22 protein-coding genes are annotated in these 24,785 nt (G+C 62.3%); 18 read left to right on the forward strand and 4 right to left on the reverse strand.

The window, feature by feature from the left end:
• Positions 1–5 precede the first annotated feature (5 nt).
• From ACP146_RS10955 to ACP146_RS11025, 15 genes are all read left to right on the forward strand, one after another.
• The gene (locus tag ACP146_RS10955) at positions 6–803 is read left to right on the forward strand and encodes a cytochrome C assembly family protein (RefSeq protein WP_422366792.1); all 798 of its coding nucleotides are present in this window, start codon (positions 6–8) and stop codon (positions 801–803) included.
• A gap of 293 nt (positions 804–1,096) precedes the next feature.
• Positions 1,097–2,095 carry a tRNA dihydrouridine synthase DusB gene (gene dusB / locus ACP146_RS10960; RefSeq protein ID WP_422366793.1) on the forward strand — a complete coding sequence of 333 codons (999 nt, stop codon included), beginning with the start codon at positions 1,097–1,099 and terminating at the stop codon, positions 2,093–2,095.
• A complete protein-coding gene (locus ACP146_RS10965) occupies positions 2,095–3,246 on the forward strand; it encodes a two-component system sensor histidine kinase NtrB (protein WP_422366794.1) in 1,152 nt (383 codons plus the stop codon). Before dusB ends, ACP146_RS10965 begins: the two co-directional genes overlap by 1 nt.
• The gene (gene ntrC / locus ACP146_RS10970; protein ID WP_422366795.1) at positions 3,243–4,691 is read left to right on the forward strand and encodes a nitrogen regulation protein NR(I); all 1,449 of its coding nucleotides are present in this window, start codon (positions 3,243–3,245) and stop codon (positions 4,689–4,691) included. The genes ACP146_RS10965 and ntrC overlap by 4 nt, the downstream gene beginning before the upstream one ends.
• A gap of 48 nt (positions 4,692–4,739) precedes the next feature.
• Positions 4,740–7,031: an ATP-binding protein gene (locus ACP146_RS10975; RefSeq protein ID WP_422369642.1), complete on the forward strand. Its 2,292-nt coding sequence runs from the start codon at positions 4,740–4,742 to the stop codon at positions 7,029–7,031.
• Positions 7,024–8,415 carry a sigma-54-dependent transcriptional regulator gene (locus ACP146_RS10980; protein ID WP_422366796.1) on the forward strand — a complete coding sequence of 464 codons (1,392 nt, stop codon included), beginning with the start codon at positions 7,024–7,026 and terminating at the stop codon, positions 8,413–8,415. Before ACP146_RS10975 ends, ACP146_RS10980 begins: the two co-directional genes overlap by 8 nt.
• 25 nt (positions 8,416–8,440) lie before the next feature.
• Entirely contained in the window at positions 8,441–9,817 is a 1,377-nt protein-coding gene (gene trkA / locus ACP146_RS10985) for a Trk system potassium transporter TrkA (RefSeq protein WP_422366797.1), read from the forward strand.
• 58 nt (positions 9,818–9,875) lie between these two features.
• On the forward strand, positions 9,876–10,739 hold the full coding sequence (locus ACP146_RS10990; protein WP_422366798.1) for a D-amino-acid transaminase: 864 nt from the start codon (positions 9,876–9,878) through the stop codon (positions 10,737–10,739).
• 23 nt (positions 10,740–10,762) lie between these two features.
• Positions 10,763–11,425 (forward strand): HAD family hydrolase, encoded by a 663-nt coding sequence (locus ACP146_RS10995; protein ID WP_422366799.1) that lies wholly within the window; start codon positions 10,763–10,765, stop codon positions 11,423–11,425.
• Between the two features lie 211 nt (positions 11,426–11,636).
• Complete coding sequence (gene hfq, locus ACP146_RS11000) at positions 11,637–11,894, forward strand: RNA chaperone Hfq (RefSeq protein WP_422366800.1); 258 nt, start codon at positions 11,637–11,639, stop codon at positions 11,892–11,894.
• Positions 11,895–12,032: 138 nt separating this feature from the next.
• Positions 12,033–13,400: a GTPase HflX gene (gene hflX, locus ACP146_RS11005; protein WP_422369643.1), complete on the forward strand. Its 1,368-nt coding sequence runs from the start codon at positions 12,033–12,035 to the stop codon at positions 13,398–13,400.
• A 136-nt stretch (positions 13,401–13,536) separates the two neighbouring features.
• Positions 13,537–13,821, forward strand: coding sequence for a co-chaperone GroES (groES, locus tag ACP146_RS11010; RefSeq protein WP_422366801.1), 285 nt, complete (start codon positions 13,537–13,539; stop codon positions 13,819–13,821).
• A gap of 18 nt (positions 13,822–13,839) precedes the next feature.
• Positions 13,840–15,492, forward strand: a complete 1,653-nt coding sequence (gene groL / locus ACP146_RS11015; protein WP_422366802.1) for a chaperonin GroEL — start codon at positions 13,840–13,842, stop codon at positions 15,490–15,492.
• 121 nt (positions 15,493–15,613) lie between these two features.
• Positions 15,614–16,417, forward strand: coding sequence for an inositol monophosphatase family protein (locus ACP146_RS11020; protein ID WP_422366803.1), 804 nt, complete (start codon positions 15,614–15,616; stop codon positions 16,415–16,417).
• A 62-nt stretch (positions 16,418–16,479) separates the two neighbouring features.
• The gene (locus tag ACP146_RS11025) at positions 16,480–17,325 is read left to right on the forward strand and encodes a DMT family transporter (RefSeq protein WP_422366804.1); all 846 of its coding nucleotides are present in this window, start codon (positions 16,480–16,482) and stop codon (positions 17,323–17,325) included.
• Between the two features lie 31 nt (positions 17,326–17,356).
• Here the strand turns inward: ACP146_RS11025 and ACP146_RS11030 are convergent, their stop codons facing one another.
• Entirely contained in the window at positions 17,357–17,851 is a 495-nt protein-coding gene (locus ACP146_RS11030; protein WP_422366805.1) for a GNAT family N-acetyltransferase, read from the reverse strand.
• Between the two features lie 224 nt (positions 17,852–18,075).
• Between ACP146_RS11030 and ald the strand changes: the two genes are divergently transcribed.
• The gene (gene ald, locus ACP146_RS11035) at positions 18,076–19,194 is read left to right on the forward strand and encodes an alanine dehydrogenase (protein ID WP_422366806.1); all 1,119 of its coding nucleotides are present in this window, start codon (positions 18,076–18,078) and stop codon (positions 19,192–19,194) included.
• Positions 19,195–19,222: 28 nt separating this feature from the next.
• Here ald and map read toward each other — a convergent pair whose 3' ends face one another.
• The gene (gene map, locus ACP146_RS11040; protein ID WP_422366807.1) at positions 19,223–19,960 is read right to left on the reverse strand and encodes a type I methionyl aminopeptidase; all 738 of its coding nucleotides are present in this window, start codon (positions 19,958–19,960) and stop codon (positions 19,223–19,225) included.
• A gap of 132 nt (positions 19,961–20,092) precedes the next feature.
• Here map and ACP146_RS11045 point away from each other — a divergent pair, with 132 nt between their 5' ends.
• Entirely contained in the window at positions 20,093–21,403 is a 1,311-nt protein-coding gene (locus tag ACP146_RS11045; RefSeq protein ID WP_422366808.1) for a hydroxyacid-oxoacid transhydrogenase, read from the forward strand.
• A gap of 154 nt (positions 21,404–21,557) precedes the next feature.
• Positions 21,558–22,877 carry an aspartate aminotransferase family protein gene (locus tag ACP146_RS11050; RefSeq protein WP_422366809.1) on the forward strand — a complete coding sequence of 440 codons (1,320 nt, stop codon included), beginning with the start codon at positions 21,558–21,560 and terminating at the stop codon, positions 22,875–22,877.
• A 79-nt stretch (positions 22,878–22,956) separates the two neighbouring features.
• On the opposite strand, the gene ACP146_RS11055 is transcribed toward ACP146_RS11050, so the two are convergent.
• Positions 22,957–24,261: a TRAP transporter large permease gene (locus tag ACP146_RS11055; RefSeq protein WP_422366810.1), complete on the reverse strand. Its 1,305-nt coding sequence runs from the start codon at positions 24,259–24,261 to the stop codon at positions 22,957–22,959.
• Positions 24,262–24,765 carry a TRAP transporter small permease gene (locus ACP146_RS11060; protein WP_422366811.1) on the reverse strand — a complete coding sequence of 168 codons (504 nt, stop codon included), beginning with the start codon at positions 24,763–24,765 and terminating at the stop codon, positions 24,262–24,264.
• Positions 24,766–24,785: the final 20 nt, after the last annotated feature.

The raw sequence follows: 24,785 nt of genomic DNA on the forward strand, positions 1-24,785 counted from the left end.
GGGATATGAGCACCTTGGCACTCTCCCTCTCCGCGCTGGTTTCCCTTGTGCCGGCGACCCTGCTGCCCTTCGCCCGGCGGATGGCGAAGGCCGACCTTCTGTTCTGGCTGTTGCTCGCCGCGGCCATCGCCGGGCCGTTGGGCTATAGCCTGACAGCCTTGACGGGGCATTGGGAAAGCAGCCTGCCGGCCGCTTTATGGCTGGCAGTGGCCGTTTCCCTGGCGCTTTTCGCCCTGGTAGTGGTCTTGGCTCCTTCGGCGGCGCGCTTGGCGCCGCTGCTGCTGCCCTATGCCTTCCTGTTGGGTGCCCTAGGCACCGGATTGTCGCCGCTCAGCGCCGAACTGGGGCTCAGCACGCCGCTGGACGCCTGGCTGGCCGTTCATATCGCCGTGTCGGTTGCGACCTACGCGCTCTGCACCCTTGCGGCGGTGGCCGCTGCCGCCGCTTTCATACAAGAAGGGGCCCTGAAGCGCCGCAAACCCAGCGGTTTCACCCGCATGCTGCCCTCTGTCAGCGATGCGGAGTGGCTGGTGCTGAGGCTTCTGGCCGCAGCAGAGGTGGTGCTGGGGTTGGGGATCGCAACGGGCATCGCCAAGCTCTACGTCTCATCCGGTACGGTTCTGGCCGTTGATCACAAGACCCTGCTCTCGGTTCTGGCCTTCATCGTCATTGCGGCTCTGCTGTTTCTGCACCATCGCAGCGGCCTGCGCGGGCGACGGGCGGCGCGGCTGGTGCTCATCGCCTACCTGCTGATCACACTCGCCTATCCCGGCGTGAAGTTTGTGACGGACTATCTGCTCTGACCGCTGGATGTAGAGCGGGTAATGCTTTGTCGAAACCAGTAAGTGGTTCTGACAAAACGTTACCCGTTCTAGAGAAACTCTTGATTTAGTGTCCTTTTCGGCGCTCCTCACGCCGAATTGCCCGTTTTGCGGGCAGTCATTATCAGAATCCGCCCAAAACCGGCTATTCGGCGTGACAGCGCCCAATAATTGTGCATCATTCCCTGCGCCCGGGCGGCACCGGCTTTTTTTGAGGTGCCACTGGGAATTGGTTTGCGCCGGCCCGGCGGGCCGGTTCGGGGAGTAGCCGCAACATGGCTTTTGCCATTGGAAATCTGCAGATCGAGGATCCCGTAATTCTCGCCCCCATGTCGGGGGTTACGGATCAGGTTTTTCGCGGTCTGGTGAAACGCTTCGGCGCCGGTCTCGTGGTGTCGGAGATGATTGCCAGTCAGGCGATGATCCGCCAGATGCAGGAATCGGTGAAAGAGTCCCGCAAGATGTCCGGCTCCTGTGCCGAGGAATTTCCGCTTTCCGTTCAGCTTGCCGGCAGCGACCCCGAAGTCATGGCCGAGGCGGCGAAACTGAACGCCGACCGCGGGGCCGCCATCATCGATATCAATTTCGGTTGCCCGGCCAAAAAGGTGACCAACAAGGCCTGCGGCTCGGCGATCATGCAGGACGAGCGCCTTTCCGGCGCGATCATGGCGGCGGTGGTGAAGGCGGTCGACCTGCCGGTGACGGTGAAAATGCGCACCGGCTGGAACCTGGAAAACCGCAACGCCCCGATCATTGCCAGGATTGCCGAGGACTGCGGTGTAAAGATGCTCACGGTCCACGGCCGCACCCGCTGTCAGAAGTATTCCGGGGAGGCGGACTGGGATTTCGTCGGCGAAGTCAAAGACGCGGTCGGCCTTCCGGTTGTCGTGAACGGCGACATCACCGGCGTGCGGGACGCGGCGGAAGCGCTTGCGCGTTCCGGGGCCGACGGCGTGATGGTCGGCCGTGGCGCCTATGGACGCCCCTGGTTTCCGCGGCAGGTGATCGACTACTTGCGTGACGGAACCCTGCCGGCCGATCCGCCGCTCGCCCAACGTATCGCGGTAATGCTGGAGCACTACGAAGGTCTTTTGACGCTTTATGGCGCGCGCACCGGGGTGCGCATCGCACGCAAGCACCTCGGCTGGTACTCGAAAGGGCTGGAGGGTGCTGCCGAGTTCCGCGCCGCCGTCAATCGCGAGGATGAGCCGGAGCGGGTCAAAGACCTGATCCACAAGCTCTTCGAGCCTGCTCTCTTGCCGAGGGCGGCGTGATGGCGCGGGCATCGGAAGTCCTTGCGACCGGAAACCTGAATGACGGATTGCCGGACTCTGCGGCGGTCCTGACAGCGCTTTCCGTCCCGCTTTTTGTTGTCGATGCCGAGGGGCATATCAGTTTTGTGAATCAGGCGACCGAGCAGTTCTTTGCCTCGTCGCGCAACAGTCTGGTCGGCCGCCCGCTGCTCAGCCTGTTGTCTGAAGACAGCCCTGTCGTTGGCTTGGTTCAGCAGGTGCGCGATGGCGGCCACTCCGTCTCGGAAAGCGGTGTGACCCTCTCAAGTCCCAAAATCGGTTCTCACTTCGTCTCCATCGACGCGGCGGTCATGACGGACCTGCCCGGCAGTGTCGTCGTGTCGATCCACGAACGTTCCATCGCCCGCAAGATCGATCACCAACTGGTTCATCGCAATGCTGCGCGGTCAGTGACGGCCATGGCGGCAATGCTGGCGCATGAGGTGAAGAACCCCTTGTCGGGAATTCGCGGTGCGGCGCAACTGCTGGAACAGAATGCAGACCCGGAAGATCATCAGTTGACCCGCCTGATCTGTGAGGAAGCGGACCGGATCGTGGCCCTGGTAGATCGCATGGAGATGTTCTCCGACCAGCGCCCCCTGGCGCGCGAGGCGGTGAACATTCACGTGGTTCTGGAACACGTCCGCCGCCTGGCGGAGAGCGGTTTTGCCCGCCATCTGCGCTTCGTTGAGACTTACGATCCCTCGCTACCGCCGGTCTACGGCAACCGTGATCTCCTGATCCAGGCCATTTTGAACCTGGTGAAGAATGCAGCGGAGGCGGCTCCTCAGGACGGCGGAGAGATCACGCTTTCAACCCGCTATCAGCAGGGCGTGCGCCTGGCGATACCCGGCAGCGGTGCCCGCATCGACCTGCCGCTGACGCTGATCGTACAGGACAACGGCCCCGGCATTCCTGAAGATCTGCAACCCCATCTCTTCGATCCCTTCGTGACCACCAAATCCGGCGGCAGCGGTCTGGGCCTGGCTTTGGTTGCCAAGATCATCGGGGATCACGGGGGGGTGGTCGAATTCGACAGTAAGCCGCGGCGCACGGCGTTCCGGGTGATGCTGCCGATGGCTCCTTCAAACGGTGAGATCGGCGCCGACGCCTCGGAGGACAAAAGCGCATGACGGCTGCCACGATCCTCGTCGCCGATGACGACAAGGCCATTCGCACGGTGCTGACACAGGCGCTTGGGCGGCAGGGGCATGTAGTGCGGACGACAGGCAATGCATCGACACTCTGGCAGTGGGTTCATGCCGGCGAGGGTGATCTGGTGATCACCGACGTGGTGATGCCGGACGAGAACGGCCTCGATCTTATTCCCCGCATCAAGAAGCTGCGGCCCAGCCTGCGCATTCTGGTGATGTCGGCTCAGAACACCCTGCTGACCGCGGTCAAGGCGACGGAGCGCGGCGCGTTCGAGTATCTGCCCAAGCCCTTTGACCTGCGTGAGCTGGTGGCCGTGGTGAACCGCGCGCTTTCGGAGCCGGCCACGGGCGAGGGCAATCTGGCACAGCCGGGCGACGAGGAAGACGAGCAACTGCCGCTGATCGGCCGCTCTCAGGCAATGCAGGAAATCTACCGGGTTCTTGCGCGTCTGATGCCGACCGATCTGACGGTGATGATCTATGGCGAGTCGGGAACCGGCAAGGAACTGGCTGCCCGCGCCCTCCACGACTACGGGAAGCGCCGGCGTGGCAGCTTTGTTGCGGTGAATATGGCCGCCATCCCGCGGGAGTTGATCGAAAGCGAACTCTTCGGCCACGAAAAAGGCGCCTTCACCGGCGCGACCACCCGCTCCTCGGGGCGCTTTGAACAGGCGGCGGGCGGCACGCTTTTCCTTGATGAAATCGGTGATATGCCGCTGGAAGCCCAGACCCGCCTGCTGCGGGTTCTTCAGGAAGGCGAATACACGACGGTGGGCGGACGCACGCCGATCCGCGCTGAGGTGCGGATTATCGCAGCGACCCATCGGGATCTTCGCCAGATGGTGCGCCAGGGACTGTTCCGCGAGGACCTTTTCTACCGTCTCAGTGTCGTTCCGATCCGCCTGCCGCCTTTGCGGGAACGCAGCGAGGACATTCCCGAACTCGTCCGCCATTTCTTTGCCGAGGCGCAAAGCGAAGGGCTGACGGCAAAGTCACTGGACGGCGAGGCGATGGAGGCGCTACGGGCTTATTCCTGGCCCGGCAATGTCCGGGAACTGGAGAACCTGGTTCGGCGTCTGACCGTGCTCTACAGTCAAGAGACGATCGGCCTCGATGTTATCGCCGGGGAATTGAGTGACGGCGACGCTGCCGAGCCGGGGGAAGTGGCGGCGCCGGCGGAGTCGCTCGGCAGTGCGGTGGAACATCACCTGCGTTCCTATTTCGCCGCCCATGACGGCAACCTGCCCGCGCCGGGGCTCTATGACCGTGTTCTGCGGGAAATAGAGCGGCCCTTGATCGAACTTTCGCTTTCCGCCACAAGGGGTAATCAGATCCGGGCGGCAAAGCTGCTGGGGCTCAACCGAAATACTTTGCGAAAAAAGATACGGGACCTGGACATTCAGGTGGTTCGCGGCCTTAAATAGCCTGTGGCAAATATACAACAGACCGATGGGACTCCCGGCAGTTTGAACGTGGAGGCCGAAGCGACGAGCGGGCGGCCTGCCGGGCGCTGGATGCAGGCTTTCCTGCAGTGGGCCCGTCATATCAAGTTCGAGCGCAGCCTTGCGATCCTGCTGCTGGCAGCGGGTGTGACCAGCGGTATTGCCACCTTCATTGCCATGACCGGCAATCTTTCGGTGGTCGCGAATGCCGACCACGTGCTGCTGTTGCTGCTCACCGACCTCGTAATCATCCTCGGGCTCGCGGCCCTGATCACGCGGCGTCTGGCGATCCTTTGGATCGAACGGAAAAAGGGCAGGGCCGGATCACGGCTGCATGGCCGCCTTGTGGCGCTCTTCTCGGTGGTGGCGGTGGCGCCGACCATCCTCGTGGCGGCGTTCTCGGTGATCATGTTCGATCTGGGGTTGGAGTTCTGGTTCAGCGAGCGCGTTTCCACGGCGATCAAGAACTCGCGGGCCGTGGCCGCTGCTTACCTTGACGAGCATCAACAGACCATCGCGGCGGATGCCCTGGCGATCGCCCAGGTACTGAACAAGGGGGGCCCAACGCTGGCTTACAACCCCTCGCTGTTCAATAACGTCATGACCCGTCAGGCAAGCCTGCGCTATCTGACGGAGGCCGCCGTCTACGACAGCTCCGGGCGCATGCTGGCCCGCTCCTCCAGCTTTCTTCTGGCTTTCAATCCTGACATTCCCGAATGGGCTTTTGAGCGGGCGCGCAGCAGCGGCCTGGCGATCATGACGTCGGAAGAAGAGGACAGGGTGCGGGCTCTCGTGCGGCTGGATCTGGCGGCGGACGCCTTCCTTTACATCGGGCGGCTGGTCGATTCCCGGGTGCTGGGCCACATGGAGTCCACAAGTTGGGCTGTGCAACGTTACGAGGAACTGGAAGGCGATCGTTTCAGTCTTCAGATCACCTTTGCGCTGATTTTCCTGGTCGTGGCGCTGTTGCTGCTGCTCGTGGCGGTGTGGATCGGTCTGGCTTTTGCCAATCAGCTTACAGGGCCGATCGGCAGCCTGATTTCGACCGCGGAACGCGTGGGTAAGGGCGACCTGAAGGCGCGGATCAAGGGACCGGCGCGGCGCGACGAGATCGGCAACCTCTCCCGCGCTTTCAATAAGATGACCAGCCAGCTTGAGCGCCAGCAGGACGCACTCCTGGACGCCAATGCGCAGCTCGATTATCGCAGCCGTTTCATCGAAGCCGTGCTGGGCGGGGTTTCCGCCGGCGTTATAGGCCTGGATGATGCGGGGCGTATCAACCTGGCGAACCGCATGGCCTGCGACTTTCTCTCCATGTCTTCACAGGAACTGCGCGGACAACCTCTGCCCGAGGTGCTGCCGGCGATGAGCGATCTGTTGGACAAGGCGCGTCGGCGTCCGCGGCGGCTGGCCCAGCAGCAATTGACGATGCCTGACAGCAGCGGTGCCGAACGGGTTTTGCTGGTACGGATCTCGGCGGAAGTGGAAGATGAAACGACCATGGGTTTCGTCATCACCTTCGATGAGATTACCCAGCTGTTGGCAGCGCAGCGTAAAGCCGCCTGGTCTGACATTGCCCGGCGGATCGCCCATGAAATCAAGAACCCGCTGACGCCGATCCAACTGGCAGCCGAGCGTTTGAACCGGAAGTACGTTGACCAGATCGTCAACGACCCTGAAACCTTCAAGGTCTGTACCGACACCATTGTCCGCCATGTCGGCGACATCGGCCGCATGGTTGATGAGTTTTCCTCTTTTGCGCGCATGCCCGCGCCTTCGATGCAGTCTGAGAATATCTCCAAGCTTGTCGAGCAAGCGGTTTTTCTTCAGCGTACCGCCCATCATGAAATCGCCTTCAGTGTTTCGCTGCCTGAGTCTCCGATCTATCTGGCCTGTGACAGCCGGCAGGTGGTGCAGGCGCTGACCAACCTGATCCTCAATGCCGTCGAGTCTATTGAGGGCCGGCACTTCCGTGATGGAGCGGAGGCGCCGTCGGGGACCATCGATCTGCAGGTAAAAGTCGATTCGTCGCGCTGCGTGATCGTGATCACGGATAACGGAAAGGGTCTTCCTCAGCAGGACCGCGCCCGCTTGACTGAACCTTATGTCACCACCCGTGAAAGGGGCACCGGCCTTGGACTGGCGATTGTGAAAAAGATCATGGAAGATCACGGCGGCAACCTGGTCTTGAAGGACAGAGAGAGTGGTGGTGCCGTGGTAAGCTTGGTATTCCCGCTGCGCGACGAGCAGGCCGACGGTGCTGCGTCTCGTGACGTACAGGCGGCTGCATTGCTGGGCGGGAGAGCGGCTGGTAATGGCTGACGAAATCCTGATCGTCGATGACGAAAGCGATATCCGCCTTCTGATCAAAGGCGTCCTTGAGGACGAGGGTTACGAGACCCGGGATGCCGGCGACAGCGACACGGCCCTGGATATGCTCCGCGATCGTCGTCCGAGCTTGGTGGTGCTGGACATCTGGCTGCAGAACTCAGCGCTGGACGGAATGGAGATCCTGAGCGTCATCAAGAAAGAGCACCCTTTGGTCCCCGTCGTCATGATCTCCGGCCACGGCAATATCGAAACGGCGGTCAACGCCATCAAGATTGGCGCCTACGACTTTATTGAGAAGCCTTTCAAGTCGGATCGCCTACTGTTGATTGTCCAGCGCGCCATCGAGGCGGCAAAACTGCGCAGCGAAAACGAAGAGTTGCGGCTGCGGGTCGGCCAGCCTTCGGATCTCATCGGATCCTCGCCCTGGTTTCATCAAGTGAGCCAGGCGGTGCGTAAGGTAGCGCCCACCGGCAGCCGGGTTCTGATCACCGGGCCGGCCGGCGCCGGCAAGGAAGTCGTGGCCCGTCAGCTCCACGCCTGTTCCCATCGCGCCGAGGCCAGTTTCGTGGCGCTCAACTGCGCGACCATGCACCCGGATCGTTTGGAGTCGGAGCTTTTCGGAACCGCGCCCGGTCTTGATGGCAGTGATTCGCCGGGCAAGGTTGGCACCTTCGAGCGTGCCCATGGCGGTACTCTGTTGCTGGACGAAGTGGCCGACATGCCGATGGAAACCCAGGGCAAGATCGTACGGGCTCTGCAGGAACAGACCTTTCAGCGGGTCGGCGACGACCGCCGTGTTGCCGTCGATGTCCGGGTGATCGCTTCGACCAACCGTGACCTGCCGGAACTCATAGAAGAGGGGCGGTTCCGCGAAGACCTCTTTTACCGCCTGAACGTGGTGCCGCTGGAGGTGCCGGCGCTGCGCGAACGGCGGGAGGACATACCTGATCTGGTCTCGTTTTTCATGGAACGGGCGGCGGAGAATGCCGGGTTGCCGCCACGCAGCCTGAGTGACGACACCCTGGCCGCGCTGAGGGCCTATGACTGGCCGGGCAATGTCCGCCAACTCCGCAACGTTATCGAGTGGGTGCTGATCATGGCGCCGGGCGGCCCGCACGATCCGGTTCGCCCGGATATGCTGCCGCCTGAGATCGGCGCCTCTGCGCCGGCATCCTTGCCGGGCGAAACAGGGGAGGAAATCATGTCGTTGCCCCTGCGCGAAGCCAGGGAGGTTTTTGAGCGTAAGTACCTCGAAGCGCAGGTTATGCGCTTCGGCGGCAATATCTCTCGAACCGCAAATTTCGTCGGCATGGAGCGCTCGGCGCTGCACCGCAAGCTGCGCTCTCTGGGCGTGGGCACAGCCGACCGGGCCTGAGCGCGAAAACGGGGCACAGTAGTCTATGAAGGTTATTATCTGCGGCGCGGGCCAGGTCGGCTTCAACATCGCGCGCTATCTTTCCAGCGAGAACGCGGACATTACGGTGATCGATCAGTCACGCGAACTGGTTGAGAAGATCACCGATTCACTGGATGTGAAGGGCCTGGTCGGTTTCGCGTCTCATCCCAACGTGCTGGAGAGCGCCGGCGCCTCCGATGCGGAGATGGTGATTGCCGTCACCTATGCCGACGAGGTCAACATGGTGGCCTGCCAGATCTGCCATTCGATCTTCGAGGTGCCGACGAAGATCGCCCGAGTGCGCGAACAGAGCTATCTCGACCCGCTCTGGTCTGACCTTTTCAGCCGCGACCACATGCCGATCGACGTCATTATCTCGCCGGAGATTGAGGTGGCCAAGGCGATCGAGCGCCGCCTCCAACTGCCCGGTGCCTTCGACGTGCAGCCCCTGGCGGATGGAAAGGTCAGTCTGGTCGGCTTGCATTGCACCGAAGATACGCCGGTCATCCATACGCCGCTGCGCCAGCTAACGGCCTTGTTTCCCGATCTGCACATCGTGGTGATCGGCATTTCGCGCGACGGTCAGGGTTTCGTGCCGACGCCGGACGACGACCTTCAGGTGGGCGACGATGTCTATCTGGTTGCCGACACGAGTCATCTGGCGCGCACGATGTCGGCCTTCGGTCACGAGGAAAAAGAGGCCCGCCGGGTCATCATCGTCGGCGGCGGCAACATCGGCCTTAATTTGGCGACCGCCGTCGAAAAGAACCACCCGCACGTGAATCTCAAAGTCATCGAAGTGGACAAGCGGCGCGCCGAGACGGTGGCCCAGGCCCTGGAGCGCACGGTCGTCATCCACGGCGATGCCCTGGATACAGAGATTTTGGAGGAAGCCAACGCCTCCGTTGCCGAAACGGTCATCGCGGTTTCCAACGATGACGAGGTCAACATCCTCACCTCGTTGCTCGCGAAACGCTATGGCTGCGCAAGGGCGGTGACCCTGATCAACAAGACTTCCTATGGGCCGCTGATCGGCACCTTGGGCATTGATACGGTGGTCAGTCCGCGGGCCATCACCGTATCGACCATTCTGCAGCATGTCAGGCGGGGCCGCATCCGCTCCGTTCATTCGTTGAGCGAGGGCTTTGGCGAGGTTATCGAAGCCGAGGCGCTGGAAACCTCCAGTCTTGTCGGCGTGCCGATCCGCGAAGCCCGTCTGCCGGAAGGTGTGATCGTCGGCGCCATCGTACGCGGCGATGAGGTCATCATTCCCCGCGGCGACACGGTGACGCGCGCCAACGATCTGGTGGTCATCTTCGCGCGCTCGGAAGCGGTGAAGAAAGTCGAGAAGCTCTTTGCGGTGAAGCTGGAGTTTTTCTAGAATTGCCGGCTTGGCGAAGCAGCCCTTCGTCGCCGCAATAAAGGGAAAGAGACCGATCATGCCTCGTCAAGCCTACGTCAATGGCCGTTATCGCCCTCACGGGGACGCTGCCGTGCATATCGAGGATCGCGGCTATCAGTTCGCCGACGGTGTCTACGAGGTCGTTCCGGTCTACAACGGCATCCTTGTGGATGAGGACCTTCATCTCGACCGCCTGGATCGCTCCCTCCGGGAACTGCGGATCGAAGCGCCGATGTCGCGGGCATCGATGAAGCTGGTGGCGAGGGAACTGATGCGGCGCAACAGGCTTTCCAACGGGTTTCTCTATATGCAGGTCACGCGGGGCGTGGCGCCCCGCGACCACAAGTTTCCCAAGAACGCGACGCCTTCCCTGGTCATGACCACGCGTCAGATGAAGCCGCACAGTGCGGCGATGCTGAACAACGGTCTGAAGGTCATCACCGTGCCGGACGAACGCTGGGCGCGTTGCGACATCAAGTCGGTTTCTCTGCTGCCGAACATTCTGGGCAAGCAGGCGGCTGTGGACGCCGGTGCCGACGATGCCTGGCAGGTCGACGGGGAAGGGCAGGTGACAGAAGGCACCTCCAACAATGCCTGGATCGTTACCGAGGGCAATCAGGTGGTGACCCGCAATGCGAACAACGCGATCCTGAACGGCATCACCCGTATCACGCTGTTGGAACTCATCAAGGCCGAGGGCTACGAACTGGTCGAGCGGTCGTTCTCGGTCGAGGAGGCTAAAGCGGCGCGGGAAGCCTTCCTCACCTCCAGCACCTCCTTTGTCCTGCCGATCACCCAGATCGACGATCAACCGGTCGGCAACGGCCACCCGGGCATCCTCACCGGCAAGCTGCGTCAGCACTATCTGGACTACATGCAGTCCCTCGGGAAGACGGCCTAGGCAGGCCAGACGCACACAATCCCATGACCTTGCCTTCTCCAAAAGCCATCCTGTTTGATTGGGACAACACCCTGGTGGACAGTTGGGCGGTGATTCATCATGCGCTCAGTGCCACCTTCGAGGCCATGGGACAGCGCCCCTGGACCCTGGAGGAGGCCCGCCAGAAAGTGCGCAAGTCGGCGCGCGACAGTTTCCCTGAGATTTTTGGCGACCGCTCTGATGAAGCGATGGAGGTGTTTTACGGGACCTTCGAGGCCAGTCATCTGGAACGGCTCACACCCTATGCCGATGCCGAGGCGATGTTGCTGGAACTGACGGCGCAGCCGGGCCTGAAGCTCGGAGTGGTGAGTAACAAAAAAGGGGTATTACTGCGGCGGGAAGTCGTCCATCTGGGCTGGGACCGGCATTTCGTTTCGCTGGTCGGCGCCAACGACGCGGCAAAAGACAAGCCGGCCCCGGAGGTCGTGGACTTTGCCTTGGCAGGCAGCGGTATCGCGCCGGGACCGGCTGTTTGGTTCGTCGGCGACACCGATATCGACCTGATCTGCGCGCAAAACAGCGGCTGCACCGGTATCCTGCTGCGCGAGGATCCACCGGGCCCTGGGGAATTCGAGGTAGAGGCCCTGAAACACCATGTTTTCGGCTGTGCGGATTTGTCCCGGTTGGTTTTGCAAAACCTGGGATAACAAAGGGTTGAATTTGAATTCATCGCGCACACCTGTTGCACAGCGGATGAATTTTCATTTCACCGAAGCCATGCTATGGAAAGCTGCAAATGGGTGCTGGCTGGGTTAGACTCGCCAATCTGAACAAGCCAATGACTGCGTTATTTGAGCCGCACAAAAGCTGGTCAAGAAAAACAAGTCGTTACTAAGAACAACAATAAAGGTACGAAAAATGGCCGCTGAAAAGAATCAAAGCGTGCAGGACGTCTTCCTCAATCACATTCGCAAGAACAAGGTGCCGGTAACGGTATTTCTGGTGAATGGTGTCAAGCTGCAGGGAATTGTTACCTGGTTCGACAATTTCTCAGTATTGCTTCGTCGCGACGCTCACTCGCAGCTGGTTTACAAGCATGCGATTTCAACGGTAATGCCGGCGACTCCGGTGCAACTGTTCGAGCCGTCAAAAGAAGAGGAAGCGGCGCAAGGTTAAGGCTGTGGGTGCCAGCTTTGCTGCGCCCTGGCTTTGAGCGCTTCTGGGTCCTGCTCCTCCGGGCCGTGATCCCACAGATGATATCGTCGGTTCCTGCTTCCTGAAAGAAAGGGGCGGCTTCCTGTGCCGCCATCGTTGATGACCGATTACGCCCTGGTCTTGCACCCGGACATACAGCAGAGCGGCGGCCAGCAGAATGATGGCGGCCCGGCTCTCCGTGCGCCTGAGGCCCGCCTGGAAGAGGCGGTCGGCCTCGCCGCGGCCATTGGCCTGGAGGTTGTGCAGAGCGAGGTTGTCACTGTAAAGAAAGTCCGCCCGGCGACGTTGATCGGCGGCGGTGCCGTGGAACGCTTCATCGAGGAAATCCGCGCCCGGGATATCGGGGTGGTTGTCGTCGACAGCGCGCTCAGTCCGGTCCAGCAGCGCAATCTCGAGAAAGCCTGGGACTGCAAGGTCATCGACCGCACCGGCCTGATCTTGGAGATTTTCGGGGCCCGGGCGCGCACCAAGGAGGGCAAGCTGCAGGTTGAACTGGCGGCCCTCAGCTACCAGCGCTCCCGCCTTGTGCGGTCCTGGACCCACCTCGAACGCCAACGCGGTGGTGCGGGTTTCATGGGCGGCCCCGGTGAGCGGCAGCTCGAAATCGACCGGCGCCTGATTACCGAGCGGATTACGCGCCTGAAGAAGGAACTGACACAGGTCCAGCGTACCCGGGGTCTGCACCGCGGCGCCCGTCAGCGGGTGCCTTATCCGGTGGTTACCTTCGTAGGCTACACCAATGCCGGAAAGTCGACCCTCTTCAATCGCCTGACCGAAGCCAAGGTTCTGGCGCGCGACCAGCTTTTCGCAACCCTGGACCCAACCATGCGCCGGGTCGTACTGCCCTCCGGACAGGTCGTTATCCTGTCGGACACCGTCGGCTTCATCTCCGACCTGCCCACCGACCTGGTGGCGGCTTTCCGCGCCACTCTGGAAGAAGTGCTGGCGGCGGATCTCATTCTGCACGTGCGGGACGCGGCCCATCCCGACAGCCGGGCCCAGCAGGCTGACGTCGAAGCCGTCTTGGCAGACCTTGGCGTCACCGACGCCGCCGAACACCTGCTGGAGGTCCTGAACAAGTGCGATCTCTTGGCGCCGGAGGAGCGGGCCCGCCTGAGCCTGCGCGATGCGGAGCAGCCCAAGGCCGTGCTTTGCTCGGCGCTGACGGGGGAGGGTTGCGACGAGGTGCTGGAGATGATCGACCGCGCGCTCTCGGCCAAGCGGGTGGAGGCCAGCCTGGAACTGCCCCTGTCGGCCGGAGCGGCTCTTTCCTGGCTCTATGACCGGGCGGAGGTCATGGAGCGGCGGGATGACGGGATGGACTGTTTTCTGACGCTGAAAATCGCACCCGCCGATCTGCGGCGATATCTTAAGAAATTTCCGGAATCAGCAGAAATCAATAAAGAATTGGCCGAAACCTACGGTCAAGCTCAATCAGCCCGCGAAAAGGATCTGCAGAGCGGTTGACTCTTCGCCTGTGGACTTCTATATGCTGACTTGGCACTCGCTTGATGGGAGTGCTAACAGAGGATAGGGGGAGGGTTCTGGCAGCTTTCTTCCATCCCAAAGCTGATTCAAACCAACTCACACAGGGTGGAGTTCCATGAAATTTAGGCCTCTGCATGACCGTGTCGTGGTCGAGCCGCTTGAGGAAGAAGAGAAAACCGCTGGCGGCATCATCATTCCGGATACTGCGAAAGAAAAGCCGATGCAGGGCAAGGTCCTGGCTGTCGGCAATGGCGCCCGCGGCGATGACGGCAAAGTCACCGCTTTGGACGTGAAGAAGGGCGACAAGGTCCTTTACGGCAAGTGGTCGGGCACGGAAGTGAAGCTGGACGGCAAGACCATGCTGATCATGCGTGAATCCGACATCATGGGCGTTATCTAAAAAGGAAGAGATCCAGAAATGGCTGCGAAAGACGTTAAGTTTGGCGCCGATGCACGCTCGCGTATGCTGCGTGGTGTCGACATTCTGGCCGATGCCGTAAAAGTCACCCTCGGTCCCAAGGGCCGCAACGTGGTGATCGACAAGTCCTTCGGTGCCCCGCGCACCACCAAGGACGGTGTCACGGTGGCCAAGGAAATTGAGCTCTCGGACAAGTTCGAGAACATGGGCGCCCAGATGGTGCGCGAAGTTGCTTCCAAGACCAACGACATCGCCGGTGACGGCACCACCACCGCTACGGTTCTGGCTCAGGCCGTCGTGCGCGAAGGCTCCAAGGCCGTCGCCGCCGGCATGAACCCGATGGATCTGAAGCGCGGTGTGGACGCGGCTGTCGAAGCCGTGGTCGCTGAGCTGCAGAAGAAGTCCAAGAAGATCTCCACCACCGGTGAGGTTGCCCAGGTCGGCACCATCTCCGCCAACGGCGAGGCCGAGATCGGCTCCATGATCGCCGAGGCGATGGAGCGGGTCGGCAAGGAAGGCGTGATCACGGTCGAAGAAGCCAAGTCGCTCGAGACCGAACTCGACGTCGTCGAGGGCATGCAGTTCGACCGCGGCTACCTCTCGCCGTACTTCATCACCAACGCCGACAAGATGGTCTGCGAGATGGAGAACCCCTTCATCCTGCTGCACGAGAAGAAGCTGTCCGGCCTCCAGCCGATGCTGCCGCTGCTCGAGACCGTTGTCCAGGCCGGCCGGCCGCTGCTGATCATTGCCGAGGACGTTGAGGGCGAAGCCCTGGCGACCCTGGTGGTGAACAAGCTGCGGGGCGGTCTGAAGGTCGCCGCCGTCAAGGCGCCGGGCTTCGGCGATCGCCGCAAGGCCATGCTGGAAGACATCGCCATCCTGACCGGTGGCCAGGTGATCTCGGAAGACCTTGGCATCAAGCTGGAGAGCACCACGCTTGATATGCTGGGCACCGCCAAGCGCGTTGTCATCACCAAGGAAGAGACCACCGTCGTCGACGGCGCCGGCAAGAAGAAGGAAATCACCGGCCGCTGCGCGCAGATCCGCGCCCAGGCCGAGGAGACCTCTTCGGATTACGACCGTGAGAAGCTGCAGGAGCGTCTGGCCAAGCTGGCTGGCGGTGTTGCGGTTCTGCGCGTCGGCGGCGCCACCGAGGTCGAGGTGAAGGAGCGTAAGGATCGTGTCGAAGACGCGATGAACGCTACCCGCGCCGCGGTCGAGGAAGGCATTGTCATCGGTGGCGGTACGGCTCTGCTGAACGCTGCCAAGGTTCTGAACAAGCTCGAAGGTAACAACGACGACCAGCGCGTCGGCATCGAGATCGTCGCCCGCGCACTGCAGGCGCCGATCCGCCAGATTGCCGAAAACGCGGGCCACGAAGGTTCCATCGTCGTCGGCAAGGTCAACGAGTCGAAAGACGCGGCGATCGGCTTCGATGCTCAGAACGGCAAGTACGTCAACATGTTCAAGGCCGGTATCATCGACCCGACGAAGGTCGTGCGCACCGCGCTGCAGGACGCCGCTTCGATCGCCGGTCTCTTGATCACGACCGAAGCCATGGTTGCCGATTCCCCCGAGAAGAAGGAAGCGGCCATGCCGGCTGCTCCGGACATGGGTGGTATGGGCGGCATGGGTGGCATGGGCTTCTAAGCTCAGACCTGCCCAAGCAGACCAGACTTGTAAGGGGGGCCGCGGCGATTGCCGCGGCCCTTTTTGCTTTTCAGGCCGTGCGGCCCAGGTTAGACGGGAGCGCAGTCAGCCAGAGGTTCCTTTGATCGATATCCAGAACGTCGCCGCCATTATCGAGGAGATCGCCGCCGAGACGGTGATGCCGCGTTTCCGCGCCCTGGAGGATGCGGACATCCAGGAAAAGGTCGCCGGCGAGCTGGTCACCGTGGTCGACCTTGCGGTCGAGAAAGCGCTCAACGAGCGCCTGCCTGACCTTCTGCCCGGTTCGCTGATGGTCGGGGAGGAGGGAGTCCACGCCCAACCCGAGCTCATGGCGCGGCTCGATGGGGAGGAGACGCTGTGGGTCGTCGATCCTATAGACGGCACCCGCAACTTTGCGCGCGGACGAGAGGCCTTTGCCATCATGGTTGCCCTGGTCGAGAAGGGCGAGACGCGGGCCGCCTGGATCCTGGAGCCCGCCAGCGGGCGCTTTGGTATCGCCGAAGCCGGGTCCGGCGCCTGGATGAACGGCCGCCGCCTAAAGGCCGCGGCATCGGACCGGCCGGCGGCAATGAGCGGCAGTCTCCATGCCTCCAATTACGCCCCCAAAGCGCTGGGCCGGCGGGTCGATCAGCGGCGTGACCGCGTCCGCGCCGTGAGATCTCTGGGCTGCGCCGGCGCCGAATACCTGCGTCTTGCCGAGGGTGCGATTCACTTCAGTCTCTTCACCCGCCTGATGCCCTGGGACCACGTGCCCGGCGCGCTGATCCACCGCGAGGCCGGTGGGGTTTCCCTCTGTTTCGACCGCCAGCCTTACCGTGCCGACCGCTACCGCGAGCTGGGTCTGCTGATGGCCCCGGACCAGGGCAGTTGGGACGCCCTCTACGCAACACTGCTGGAAGACTAGATTACCCACTTGCAACATGCCAGCGGGGCAAATCATGCTGGCTATCGAACACGGAGGTTCATATGACGACCGGAGTGTTTGCAATGGTGATCGCCGCGGCTGTGTTGCATGCGGCATGGAACGCCTTGGTCAAAGTGAACGCCGATCGCCTCGTCATGATAGCGATCATGATGATGAGCCAGGTTGCTGTTGCCATGCTTGTGATTCCCTTCGTGGCGTTTCCAACGCCGGAAAGCTGGCCGTACATCTGGGCATCAACTGCTTTGAACACGGCATACTGCGTATTCCTTATTAACGCATATCGTTATGGTGATTTGAGCCACGTTTACCCCATTTCGCGGGGTTCCGCGCCGCTGATCGTTGCATTCATATCGGTGTTAATCGTCGGTGAAACGCTGAGCCGGCAGGCCGGACTGTCGGTTGTCGTTATCGCTCTGGGAATAATGAGTCTGACGCTGACGCGCGGCGCGGCAGGCTTCAGCGAGCCCAGAGCGCTGTTGTTTGCCTTGGGCACGGGCATCTTTATAGCCGGATATACAGTTGTAGACGGCTTGGGCGCGCGTCTTGCGGACAGCGCGCACAGCTACACTTTCTGGGTCCACCTCTTTAACGGCATTCCGATTACGCTTTTGGCGCTCTATCTGCGAAGGGGTCAGATCGCCGCATCGGTGAGCAAATCCTGGAAAGCCGGCCTGTTCGGGGGCGTCATATCGCTTTTGGCTTATTGGATTGTCATCTGGGCCATGACGCAGGCGCCCATGGCGCTGGTCTCCGCCGTGCGGGAAACGAGTATGGTTTTCGCTGTGCTCTTTGGTGTCTTCTTCCTGAAGGAGCGCCTCGACCTCGCGAGACTGGCATCTACCGGAGTTACCTTGATTGGGGCAGTGATGCTCAAGATGTCCAGGTAAGCGTTGTTCCTAAGACGACGGGCAACGGGACTTATGAGGTAAGTCTGCGCTGCAGAACGACATGCGGGCCGATGGGTGGCAGATCGAAGACCTCGCCGACCCGCTCGAACCCCTGGCCGAGATAAAACGGCTCGACGGAGGTCCGGCCGTTGCACCAGACGAGCCCGGACTGCCCTTCGGGCACCGGCTGCGCCTCAGCATAGGCAATCAGCGCCTTGAGAACTGCCACGCCGATACCCTGACCCTGCTGGGCCGGATCGACTGCCATGCCGCGGATGCGCCAGCCGTCCCAGTTTTCGGCCCAGTTCCCAGGTTCGAGTGGCAGTTCATGGAAAATCGAACCAATACCAATGATTTGCCCGGCGTTGTTAAAGTAACCGATGTGATGGCTGCCTGGCGCGTTGTCCAAAGGATAGCGGCAGGCGTCGCGGTCCTGGTTGGGCCGCAAGACACTGTGGCGCAGGGCGATACAGTCTTCGGCGGGGATTGGCCGCAGGGCGGGCTTGGCCGGGTGGTCTTCTGGCATCAGGGGCTATCCGAATCTGGCTCTGGTACTTCTTGAACGGCAGGCATAGGTTTCGCTCATGGAGGTCAGGGGTCAATGCCCTCCGGGCTCTTTTTCTCGGTTCCGTCGCGTCTTGATTCCTTCGGCAGGGTCGCCGGGTCAGACGCATTTGGCGCTGGGCACTGAGAGGCCAACCCAAATGAAACAACGCCGTGAACGACGGCGGCAATAGAGGAATGCAGGCAATGTTGGTGGGTGTTCCCAAGGAAGTGAAAAATCACGAGTACCGAGTCGGCCTGGTGCCGGCCTCGGTGCGTGAACTGGTTCACCATGGTCACAAGGTAACGGTCGAGACCAAGGCGGGTGAGGGCATCGGCTTCACCGACACCGACTATGAGGCCGCCGGGGCGGAAATCGCCCCCGATGCGGACAGCGTCTTCGCCAAGGCCGAGATGATCGTGAAGGTGAAGGAACCGCAACCGGCCGAGTACAAGCGGCTGCGCGAAGGCCAGCTCCTTTTCACCTATCTGCACCTCGCCCCCGATCTGGCCCAGACGAAAGGTCTGGTCGAGTCCGGCAGCATCGCCATCGCTTACGAAACAGTGACCTCGGCGCGCGGCGGCCTGCCGCTGCTGGCGCCGATGAGCGAGGTGGCCGGGCGCATGTCGATCCAGGTCGGCGCCCATTGCCTGGAAAAGGAGCAAGGCGGCTCCGGCATGCTGCTGGGCGGTGTACCGGGTGTCGCGGCGGCCAAGGTGGTGATCATCGGCGGTGGTGTCTCCGGCACCAATGCGGCCCGCATGGCCATGGGCATGGAGGCTCATGTGACAGTGATCGACCGCTCCCTGGAACGCCTCTATGAGCTGGACATGCAGTTCGGCCCGACGCTGAACACCATCTATTCAACCGTGGACGCCATCGAACGCCATGTCGAGGGCGCGGACCTCGTGGTCGGCGCGGTGCTGGTGCCCGGCGCGGCGGCGCCCAAGCTGGTGACGCGGGAGATGATCCGCAAGATGCGCCCGGGTTCCGTGCTGGTCGATATCGCCATCGACCAGGGCGGCTGCTTCGAAACCTCCCGGGGCACCACCCACGACGCCCCGACCTATATCGAGGAGGGAGCGGTTCATTACTGCGTCACCAACATGCCCGGCGCCGTGGCCCGCACCTCGACCTTCGCCCTCAACAACGCCACCATGCCGTTTACCCTGGCTCTGGCGAACAAGGGCTATCGCCGGGCACTGGCCGAGGACGAGCATTTGAAGCAGGGCCTCAATGTCGCCGGGGGCAAGGTTGCCTACAAGGCCGTCGCAGAGGCGCACGACATGCCCTACGTTCCGGCCGAAGAGGCCTTGGGGTTCTAGAAGGACCGGCGGACGAAGGGGCGGTGCTCTAGGTCAGGATGACCGGCCCACCCTTTGTCACCACCATGCTGTGCTCGAACTGTGCCGCCAGCGCGCCGTCGACGGTCTTCAACGTCCAGCCGTCGTCGGCCTGGTAGATCCTGCCCGAACCCTTTGTCAGGAAGGGCTCGATGGTGATGACCAGGCCTTCATGCAGAAGCTGGCGGTCCTTGGGGTTATAGGTGTTGGAGACGGTTGGCGGCTCATGAATGGCGCGTCCGACCCCATGGCCGGCCAGTTCCGGGATCACCCGGTATCCGCCTCGGCGTGCTTCCTTCTCGACCGCCTGACCGATGGCGTTGATGGGGCGGCCCGCGCGCACTGCCTGGATCGCCCGGTCCAGCGCCCGGCGGGTGGTGCGGCAAAGCTTCCTGATCTCCTTGCTGGGCGGCCCGACGGAAAAACTGGCGCCGGAGTCCGCCCAATAACCGTCGATCTCTGCCGATACGTCGATGTTGACCAGATCACCCTGTCGGAGCGGTCGCTTGTCAGGGACGCCATGCGCCACGCAGTCATTCACGCTGATACAGGTGGCGCCGGGAAAGCCATAGGCCAGTTCAGGGGCCGGACGGGCACCGAAAGCCCGCAGACAGTCGCGGCCGGCGGCGTCCAGTTCAAGTGGGGTGACGCCCGGTTGGAGCAGACCACGCATCGTGGCCAGAGTTTCCCGCACCGCGGTGCCTACACGTTTCAGCGCGGTCAACTCGTCGTCGGAATCGATGGTCATGAAGGTGGTTCCATAGCTCGTTGTTTTCGGCGGCAAAACTGAATTTGCCCCAATCGCGCTGTCTTGTCACGGTCAGGAGGCTGTGCGAGCCTTTGTTCAGGATCTCCCGGAACCGCCAAGGAAGTGGTCTTCATGGCCTGCTGCCATCATTACTTCGAACCGACTGAAGACGGCGACAACGCCTTTTCCGTCGATGCCTCGTCGATCACCTTCGGACGTGGCTGCCTGGCCGAGGCGGGCGCAGTGGCGAAGGCCCTTGGCATCGGCCGCATCGCGTTGATGACCGACAAGGCTCTGCGGGCGCTGCCGTTCTTCGAGAAGGTTCGGCGGTCTCTGGCAACCGCCGGCATCGACGTTGTGATCTACGACGAGGTTCGGGTCGAGCCGACAGACGAATCCTTTCAGGCCGCTGCGCGCTTCGCCGCAGAGAGCAAGGTGGACGGCTTCTTGTCGCTCGGCGGCGGTTCGGTCATCGACACCGTAAAGGCGGCCAGTCTCTATGCCACCTATCCGGCCGACTTCCTGACCTATGTGAACGCGCCGATCGGCGAGGGCAAGGCGGTGCCCGGGCCGTTGAAGCCGCACATCGCCTGCCCGACGACCTCAGGCACCGGCAGTGAGTGTACGGGGATTGCGGTTTTCGATCTGCTGGCGATGAAGGCGAAGACCGGCATCGTCTCCCGCGCGCTGCGGCCCGACCGGGCACTGGTCGACCCGGACGTCACCGCCAGCCTGCCCGCCAATGTGGTGGCGGCCAGCGGCTTCGACGTTCTCAGCCACGCCTTGGAATCCTATACCGCTCAGGCCTATACGAAACGCAAGGCGCCAGCGGATGCCAGTCTGCGTCCGATGAGCCAGGGCGCCAATCCCTGGAGCGATCTGGGCTGCCGGGAGGCTCTGCGTCTGCTGGGGCAGTACTTTCCGCGTGCCGTCGCCGATGCCGGGGACGACGAGGCGCGGGAACAGGTGATGTGGGCGGCCACCCTGGCGGGCATCGCGTTCGGTAATGCCGGGGTGCATGCGCCCCACGGCATGGCCTATTCGGTGGCCGGGCTGGTGCGTGACTTCCAGCCGGAGGGCTATCCAGATGCGGAGCCGCTGATTCCCCACGGAATGTCGGTCATCGTGAATGCCCCCTCCGTCTTCCGCTTCACCGCCGAAGCCTGTCCCGACCGGCACCTGGAAGCCTCCGGTTGGCTGGGCGCCGATCTGCGGGACGCCGGGGAAGCGGATGCGGGGGAGGTCCTAAGCGGTCAGATCGTCGCCCTGATGCGCCAGACCGGCATGCCCAACGGTCTCTCGGGCGTCGGTTATGGCGAGGCCGATCTGCAATCCTTGACCGAGGGCGCCTATCCGCAGCGCCGCTTGTTGGAGAACGCGCCGCGGCCGATCAGCCGCGAAGCCCTGACCGATCTTTACGGCGGAGCTTTGGCCTATTGGTGAAATCGGCTGAAATCAGCCGATTTTGCGGTGCAACAGTCCCTATCTGGCCTCACCTTTGGCGTTCAATTGGGTCTAGCTCGGTGCCAGGGGGCGGGACTAGACTGGCGCTCAAGATAAAACCGGTATTCCGCAATTTTTCGGGAAAGTTGGTCCGATGAACGTCATTCCGCCGATTCCAAATTCGCTTGAACAGCATTGGATGCCCTTCACGTCCAACCGCCACTTCAAGGCCAATCCGCGTATTCTGACCGGCGCCAAAGGCATGTACTACACGACCGATCACGGCGATCAGGTGATCGACGGCTCGGCCGGTCTGTTCTGCGTCGCGGCCGGTCACGGCCGCCCGGAGATTGCCGAGGCTGTCAACGAGACGCTCACCAAGCTGGATTATGCACCGCCGTTCCAGTTCGGCCATCCGGCCTCCTTCGAGGTCGCGCGCCGCATCGCCTCGGTGACGCCGGCGGATCTCGATCATGTCTTCTTCTCCAACTCCGGCTCGGAAGCGGTGGAGACGGCGCTGAAAATCGCGCTCGCCTATCATAAGGCAAAGGGCGAAGGCCAGCGCCTGCGGCTGGTGGGCCGCGAGCGCGCCTATCACGGCGTCAACTTCGGCGGCCTGACAGTTGCCGGTATGCTCAACAACAAGAAGGCCTTTGGCCTTGGCCTGCCGGGTGCCTGCCATATGCGGCACACCCACCTGCCGGAGCATGAATACGTCCAGGGACAGCCGGAGACCGGGGCTGAACTGGCTGAAGACCTGCAGCGTTTCGTCGACCTGCATGGTGCGGATCAGATCGCCTGCTGCATCGTTGAGCCGATTGCCGGGTCCACCGGTGCCCTGATCCCGCCGAAGGGATACCTGCAGCGCCTGCGCGAGATCTGCGATGCCCACGGCATCCTGCTGATCTTCGACGAGGTGATCTGCGGTTTCGGGCGTTGCGGTACCCAGTTCGGCGCCGATGCCTTTGGCGTGGTGCCGGACATGATCACCATGGCCAAGGCTTTGACCAATGGTGTGGTGCCGATGGGTGCCGTCGCGGTTCGCGACCACGTCTATGAAGGCATCACCGAGGCCTCGCCCGGCAACGGCATCGAGCTGTTCCACGGCTACACCTATTCGGGCTGCCCGGTCGCTTCGGCTGCGGCCATCGCCACCCGGAACATCTTCGAGGAAGAGGGTCTGGTGAACCGTTCGGCCAAGATGGGGCCGAAGTTCCAGGAAGCCCTGTTCTCGCTGAAGGACCTGCCGGTGGTCGCCAACATCCGCGGCTATGGCCTGATGGGCGGTGTCGATCTGGCGCCGGCCGAGGCGCCGGGTGCGCGGGGTATGCGCGTGATGCAGGAACTCTACGATGCCGGCGCCATGGTGAAGATGACCGGCGACTGCGCCTTGATCTCGCCGCCGCTGATCTGCGAAGACCAGCACATCGACGAGATCTTCACCAAGCTGCGGGACGTGCTTTCCAAGCACTGATCGGCGGCAGGATTGTTCCTTTGAAGAGGCGGTCTCGTTCGGGACCGCCTCTTTTGATTCAGACCTCTTTGATTAAGCGTCAGCCGAACAGGACAGCCGGCAGCCAGAGAACGATCTCCGGCCAGATGGTGATAAGGCTGACGCCGAGCACCATCAGCAGGAAGAACGGCAGGGCCGCGACGGCGACACGGTTGATCGGCACACCCGTCAGCCCTTGCAGCACGAAGAGATTGAAGCCGACAGGCGGCGTCATTTGGCCCAGTTCGACCATCAGCACCAGGAAGACGCCGAACCAGATGGGGTCGAAGCCCATGGCGACGACCGGCGCCAGGGTGATAGGCAAGCTCATGACGGTGATCGAGATACCGTCCAGAAAGAGGCCCAGAACGACGTAAAAGACGGCGAGGATGGCGATCAGTTGATAGGGCCCGAGCTCCATCACCGCTATGGCCTTGGCGACGTCCTGCGGGACGTGCATGTAGCCCATGGCCGTAGACAGAAACGCCGCCGCCACCAGGATTGAACAGACCATGGCCGAGGTGCGCACCGCGCCCATCAGGCTTTCGACCAGCAGCCGCCAACTTAGCTGTCTCAGACAGAGCCCCAACAGCAGCGTGCCGGCAACGCCGACGGCGGCGGCTTCCGAGGGTGTGGCAAGGCCCGAATAGATTGCCCCCAGCACTACCGCGATGAGCGACAGGATCGGCAGGAGGTCCAGGCTGGCGCTCAGCAGGCTGTAACGCTCCGTCTGCTCGCGCGGCGCCAATTCCGGCGAGGCGGCGCAACGCAGGGCGATGTAGCTGGAATAGAGCAGGGCAACCATCAGACCCGGCAGAATACCTGCGGCAAAGAGGCGGGAGATCGAGACCTCCGCCAGCACCCCGTAAATGATCATCACGATCGATGGCGGAATGAGCAGGCCAAGGCTGCCGGCCCCGGCCAGCGAGCCGATGGAAAGGCTCTGGTCGTAGCCGCGGCGCTTCAGTTCCACCGTTGTGATCTTGCCGATGGTTGCCGTCGTTGCGGCCGAAGAGCCTGAGACGGCGGCAAAGAGGGTGGAGCCCACCACGTTGGTATGGATCAGGCCGCCGGGCACCCGCGCGACAAAAGGTGTCACGCCGCGAAACAGCCGCTCCGAGATGTTGGTTCGAAAAATCATCTCCCCCATCCAGATAAAGAGGGGAATCGCCGCAAGCTCCCAGGAACTGGCGCTGCGGAAGAGGATCTTGCCGAGGATGGCGCCGATGCGCTGTGGCGGAAAGTCCAGCACCAGGATCAGGCCGCAGGTCGAGACCAGCAGCAGGCTGACGAACACCCAGGTGCCTGATCCCAGGAAAAGCAGGATGAGCACGAGGACAATGAGGCCGGAGAGCAGCGCGTCCATCTACTCGGCCACGTCCTGATTTACCGGGTTGCCGCCTTTGGCGACGCGCAGAAAGTAAGCCAGGAGCTGCAGCATGAAGAGCACGAGGCCAAGCCAGACGGCCCCGACCGGCAGCCACAGAGGCACCTCGGCAATACTCTCCGAGACCGATCCGCGGGTCCAGTGACGCAGGGCATCCCGCCCCACCCACCAGGCGCAGAAACCGGCCATGACGAAGGAGGCGGCGGTACAGCAGAGTTCGACAAGGCGCCGGGGGCGTCCGCGCAGATGCCCCACCGCCAGGTCGACCCTGATCAGGGCGCCTTTGTCGAGCGCGTATCCCAGCGACAGGAAGGTCATCGCCGCGACCGCATAGCCCACGAATTCATCCAGGACGAAGGTCGAGGAGTCGAAGAAACTCCTCAGCACGATCTCATAGATGATGTGCAGAAAGAGGTAGACGAGAAGGAGGGCCGCCAGCGCCCCGGCGGCGCGGCTGATCATGCCGACGGTACGCTCGAACACCGGCGCCCTCTCTTTCCCGC

The sequence above is a fragment of the Pelagibius sp. genome (genome assembly GCF_965249265.1).
Taxonomy (GTDB): domain Bacteria; phylum Pseudomonadota; class Alphaproteobacteria; order Kiloniellales; family Kiloniellaceae; genus Pelagibius.

What these genes read in the sequence shown, in the direction of transcription:
- ACP146_RS10955 (WP_422366792.1), top strand. Translation starts at nt 6, where the DNA reads ATGAGCACCTTGGCACTCTCCCTCTCCGCGCTGGTTTCCCTTGTGCCG.
- dusB (WP_422366793.1), top strand. Translation starts at nt 1,097, where the DNA reads ATGGCTTTTGCCATTGGAAATCTGCAGATCGAGGATCCCGTAATTCTC.
- ACP146_RS10965 (WP_422366794.1), top strand. Translation starts at nt 2,095, where the DNA reads ATGGCGCGGGCATCGGAAGTCCTTGCGACCGGAAACCTGAATGACGGA.
- ntrC (WP_422366795.1), top strand. Translation starts at nt 3,243, where the DNA reads ATGACGGCTGCCACGATCCTCGTCGCCGATGACGACAAGGCCATTCGC.
- ACP146_RS10980 (WP_422366796.1), top strand. Translation starts at nt 7,024, where the DNA reads ATGGCTGACGAAATCCTGATCGTCGATGACGAAAGCGATATCCGCCTT.
- trkA (WP_422366797.1), top strand. Translation starts at nt 8,441, where the DNA reads ATGAAGGTTATTATCTGCGGCGCGGGCCAGGTCGGCTTCAACATCGCG.
- ACP146_RS10990 (WP_422366798.1), top strand. Translation starts at nt 9,876, where the DNA reads ATGCCTCGTCAAGCCTACGTCAATGGCCGTTATCGCCCTCACGGGGAC.
- ACP146_RS10995 (WP_422366799.1), top strand. Translation starts at nt 10,763, where the DNA reads ATGACCTTGCCTTCTCCAAAAGCCATCCTGTTTGATTGGGACAACACC.
- hfq (WP_422366800.1), top strand. Translation starts at nt 11,637, where the DNA reads ATGGCCGCTGAAAAGAATCAAAGCGTGCAGGACGTCTTCCTCAATCAC.
- hflX (WP_422369643.1), top strand. Translation starts at nt 12,033, where the DNA reads ATGACCGATTACGCCCTGGTCTTGCACCCGGACATACAGCAGAGCGGC.
- groES (WP_422366801.1), top strand. Translation starts at nt 13,537, where the DNA reads ATGAAATTTAGGCCTCTGCATGACCGTGTCGTGGTCGAGCCGCTTGAG.
- groL (WP_422366802.1), top strand. Translation starts at nt 13,840, where the DNA reads ATGGCTGCGAAAGACGTTAAGTTTGGCGCCGATGCACGCTCGCGTATG.
- ACP146_RS11025 (WP_422366804.1), top strand. Translation starts at nt 16,480, where the DNA reads ATGACGACCGGAGTGTTTGCAATGGTGATCGCCGCGGCTGTGTTGCAT.
- ACP146_RS11030 (WP_422366805.1), bottom strand. Translation starts at nt 17,851, where the DNA reads ATGCCAGAAGACCACCCGGCCAAGCCCGCCCTGCGGCCAATCCCCGCC.
- ald (WP_422366806.1), top strand. Translation starts at nt 18,076, where the DNA reads ATGTTGGTGGGTGTTCCCAAGGAAGTGAAAAATCACGAGTACCGAGTC.
- map (WP_422366807.1), bottom strand. Translation starts at nt 19,960, where the DNA reads ATGACCATCGATTCCGACGACGAGTTGACCGCGCTGAAACGTGTAGGC.
- ACP146_RS11045 (WP_422366808.1), top strand. Translation starts at nt 20,093, where the DNA reads ATGGCCTGCTGCCATCATTACTTCGAACCGACTGAAGACGGCGACAAC.
- ACP146_RS11050 (WP_422366809.1), top strand. Translation starts at nt 21,558, where the DNA reads ATGAACGTCATTCCGCCGATTCCAAATTCGCTTGAACAGCATTGGATG.
- ACP146_RS11055 (WP_422366810.1), bottom strand. Translation starts at nt 24,261, where the DNA reads ATGGACGCGCTGCTCTCCGGCCTCATTGTCCTCGTGCTCATCCTGCTT.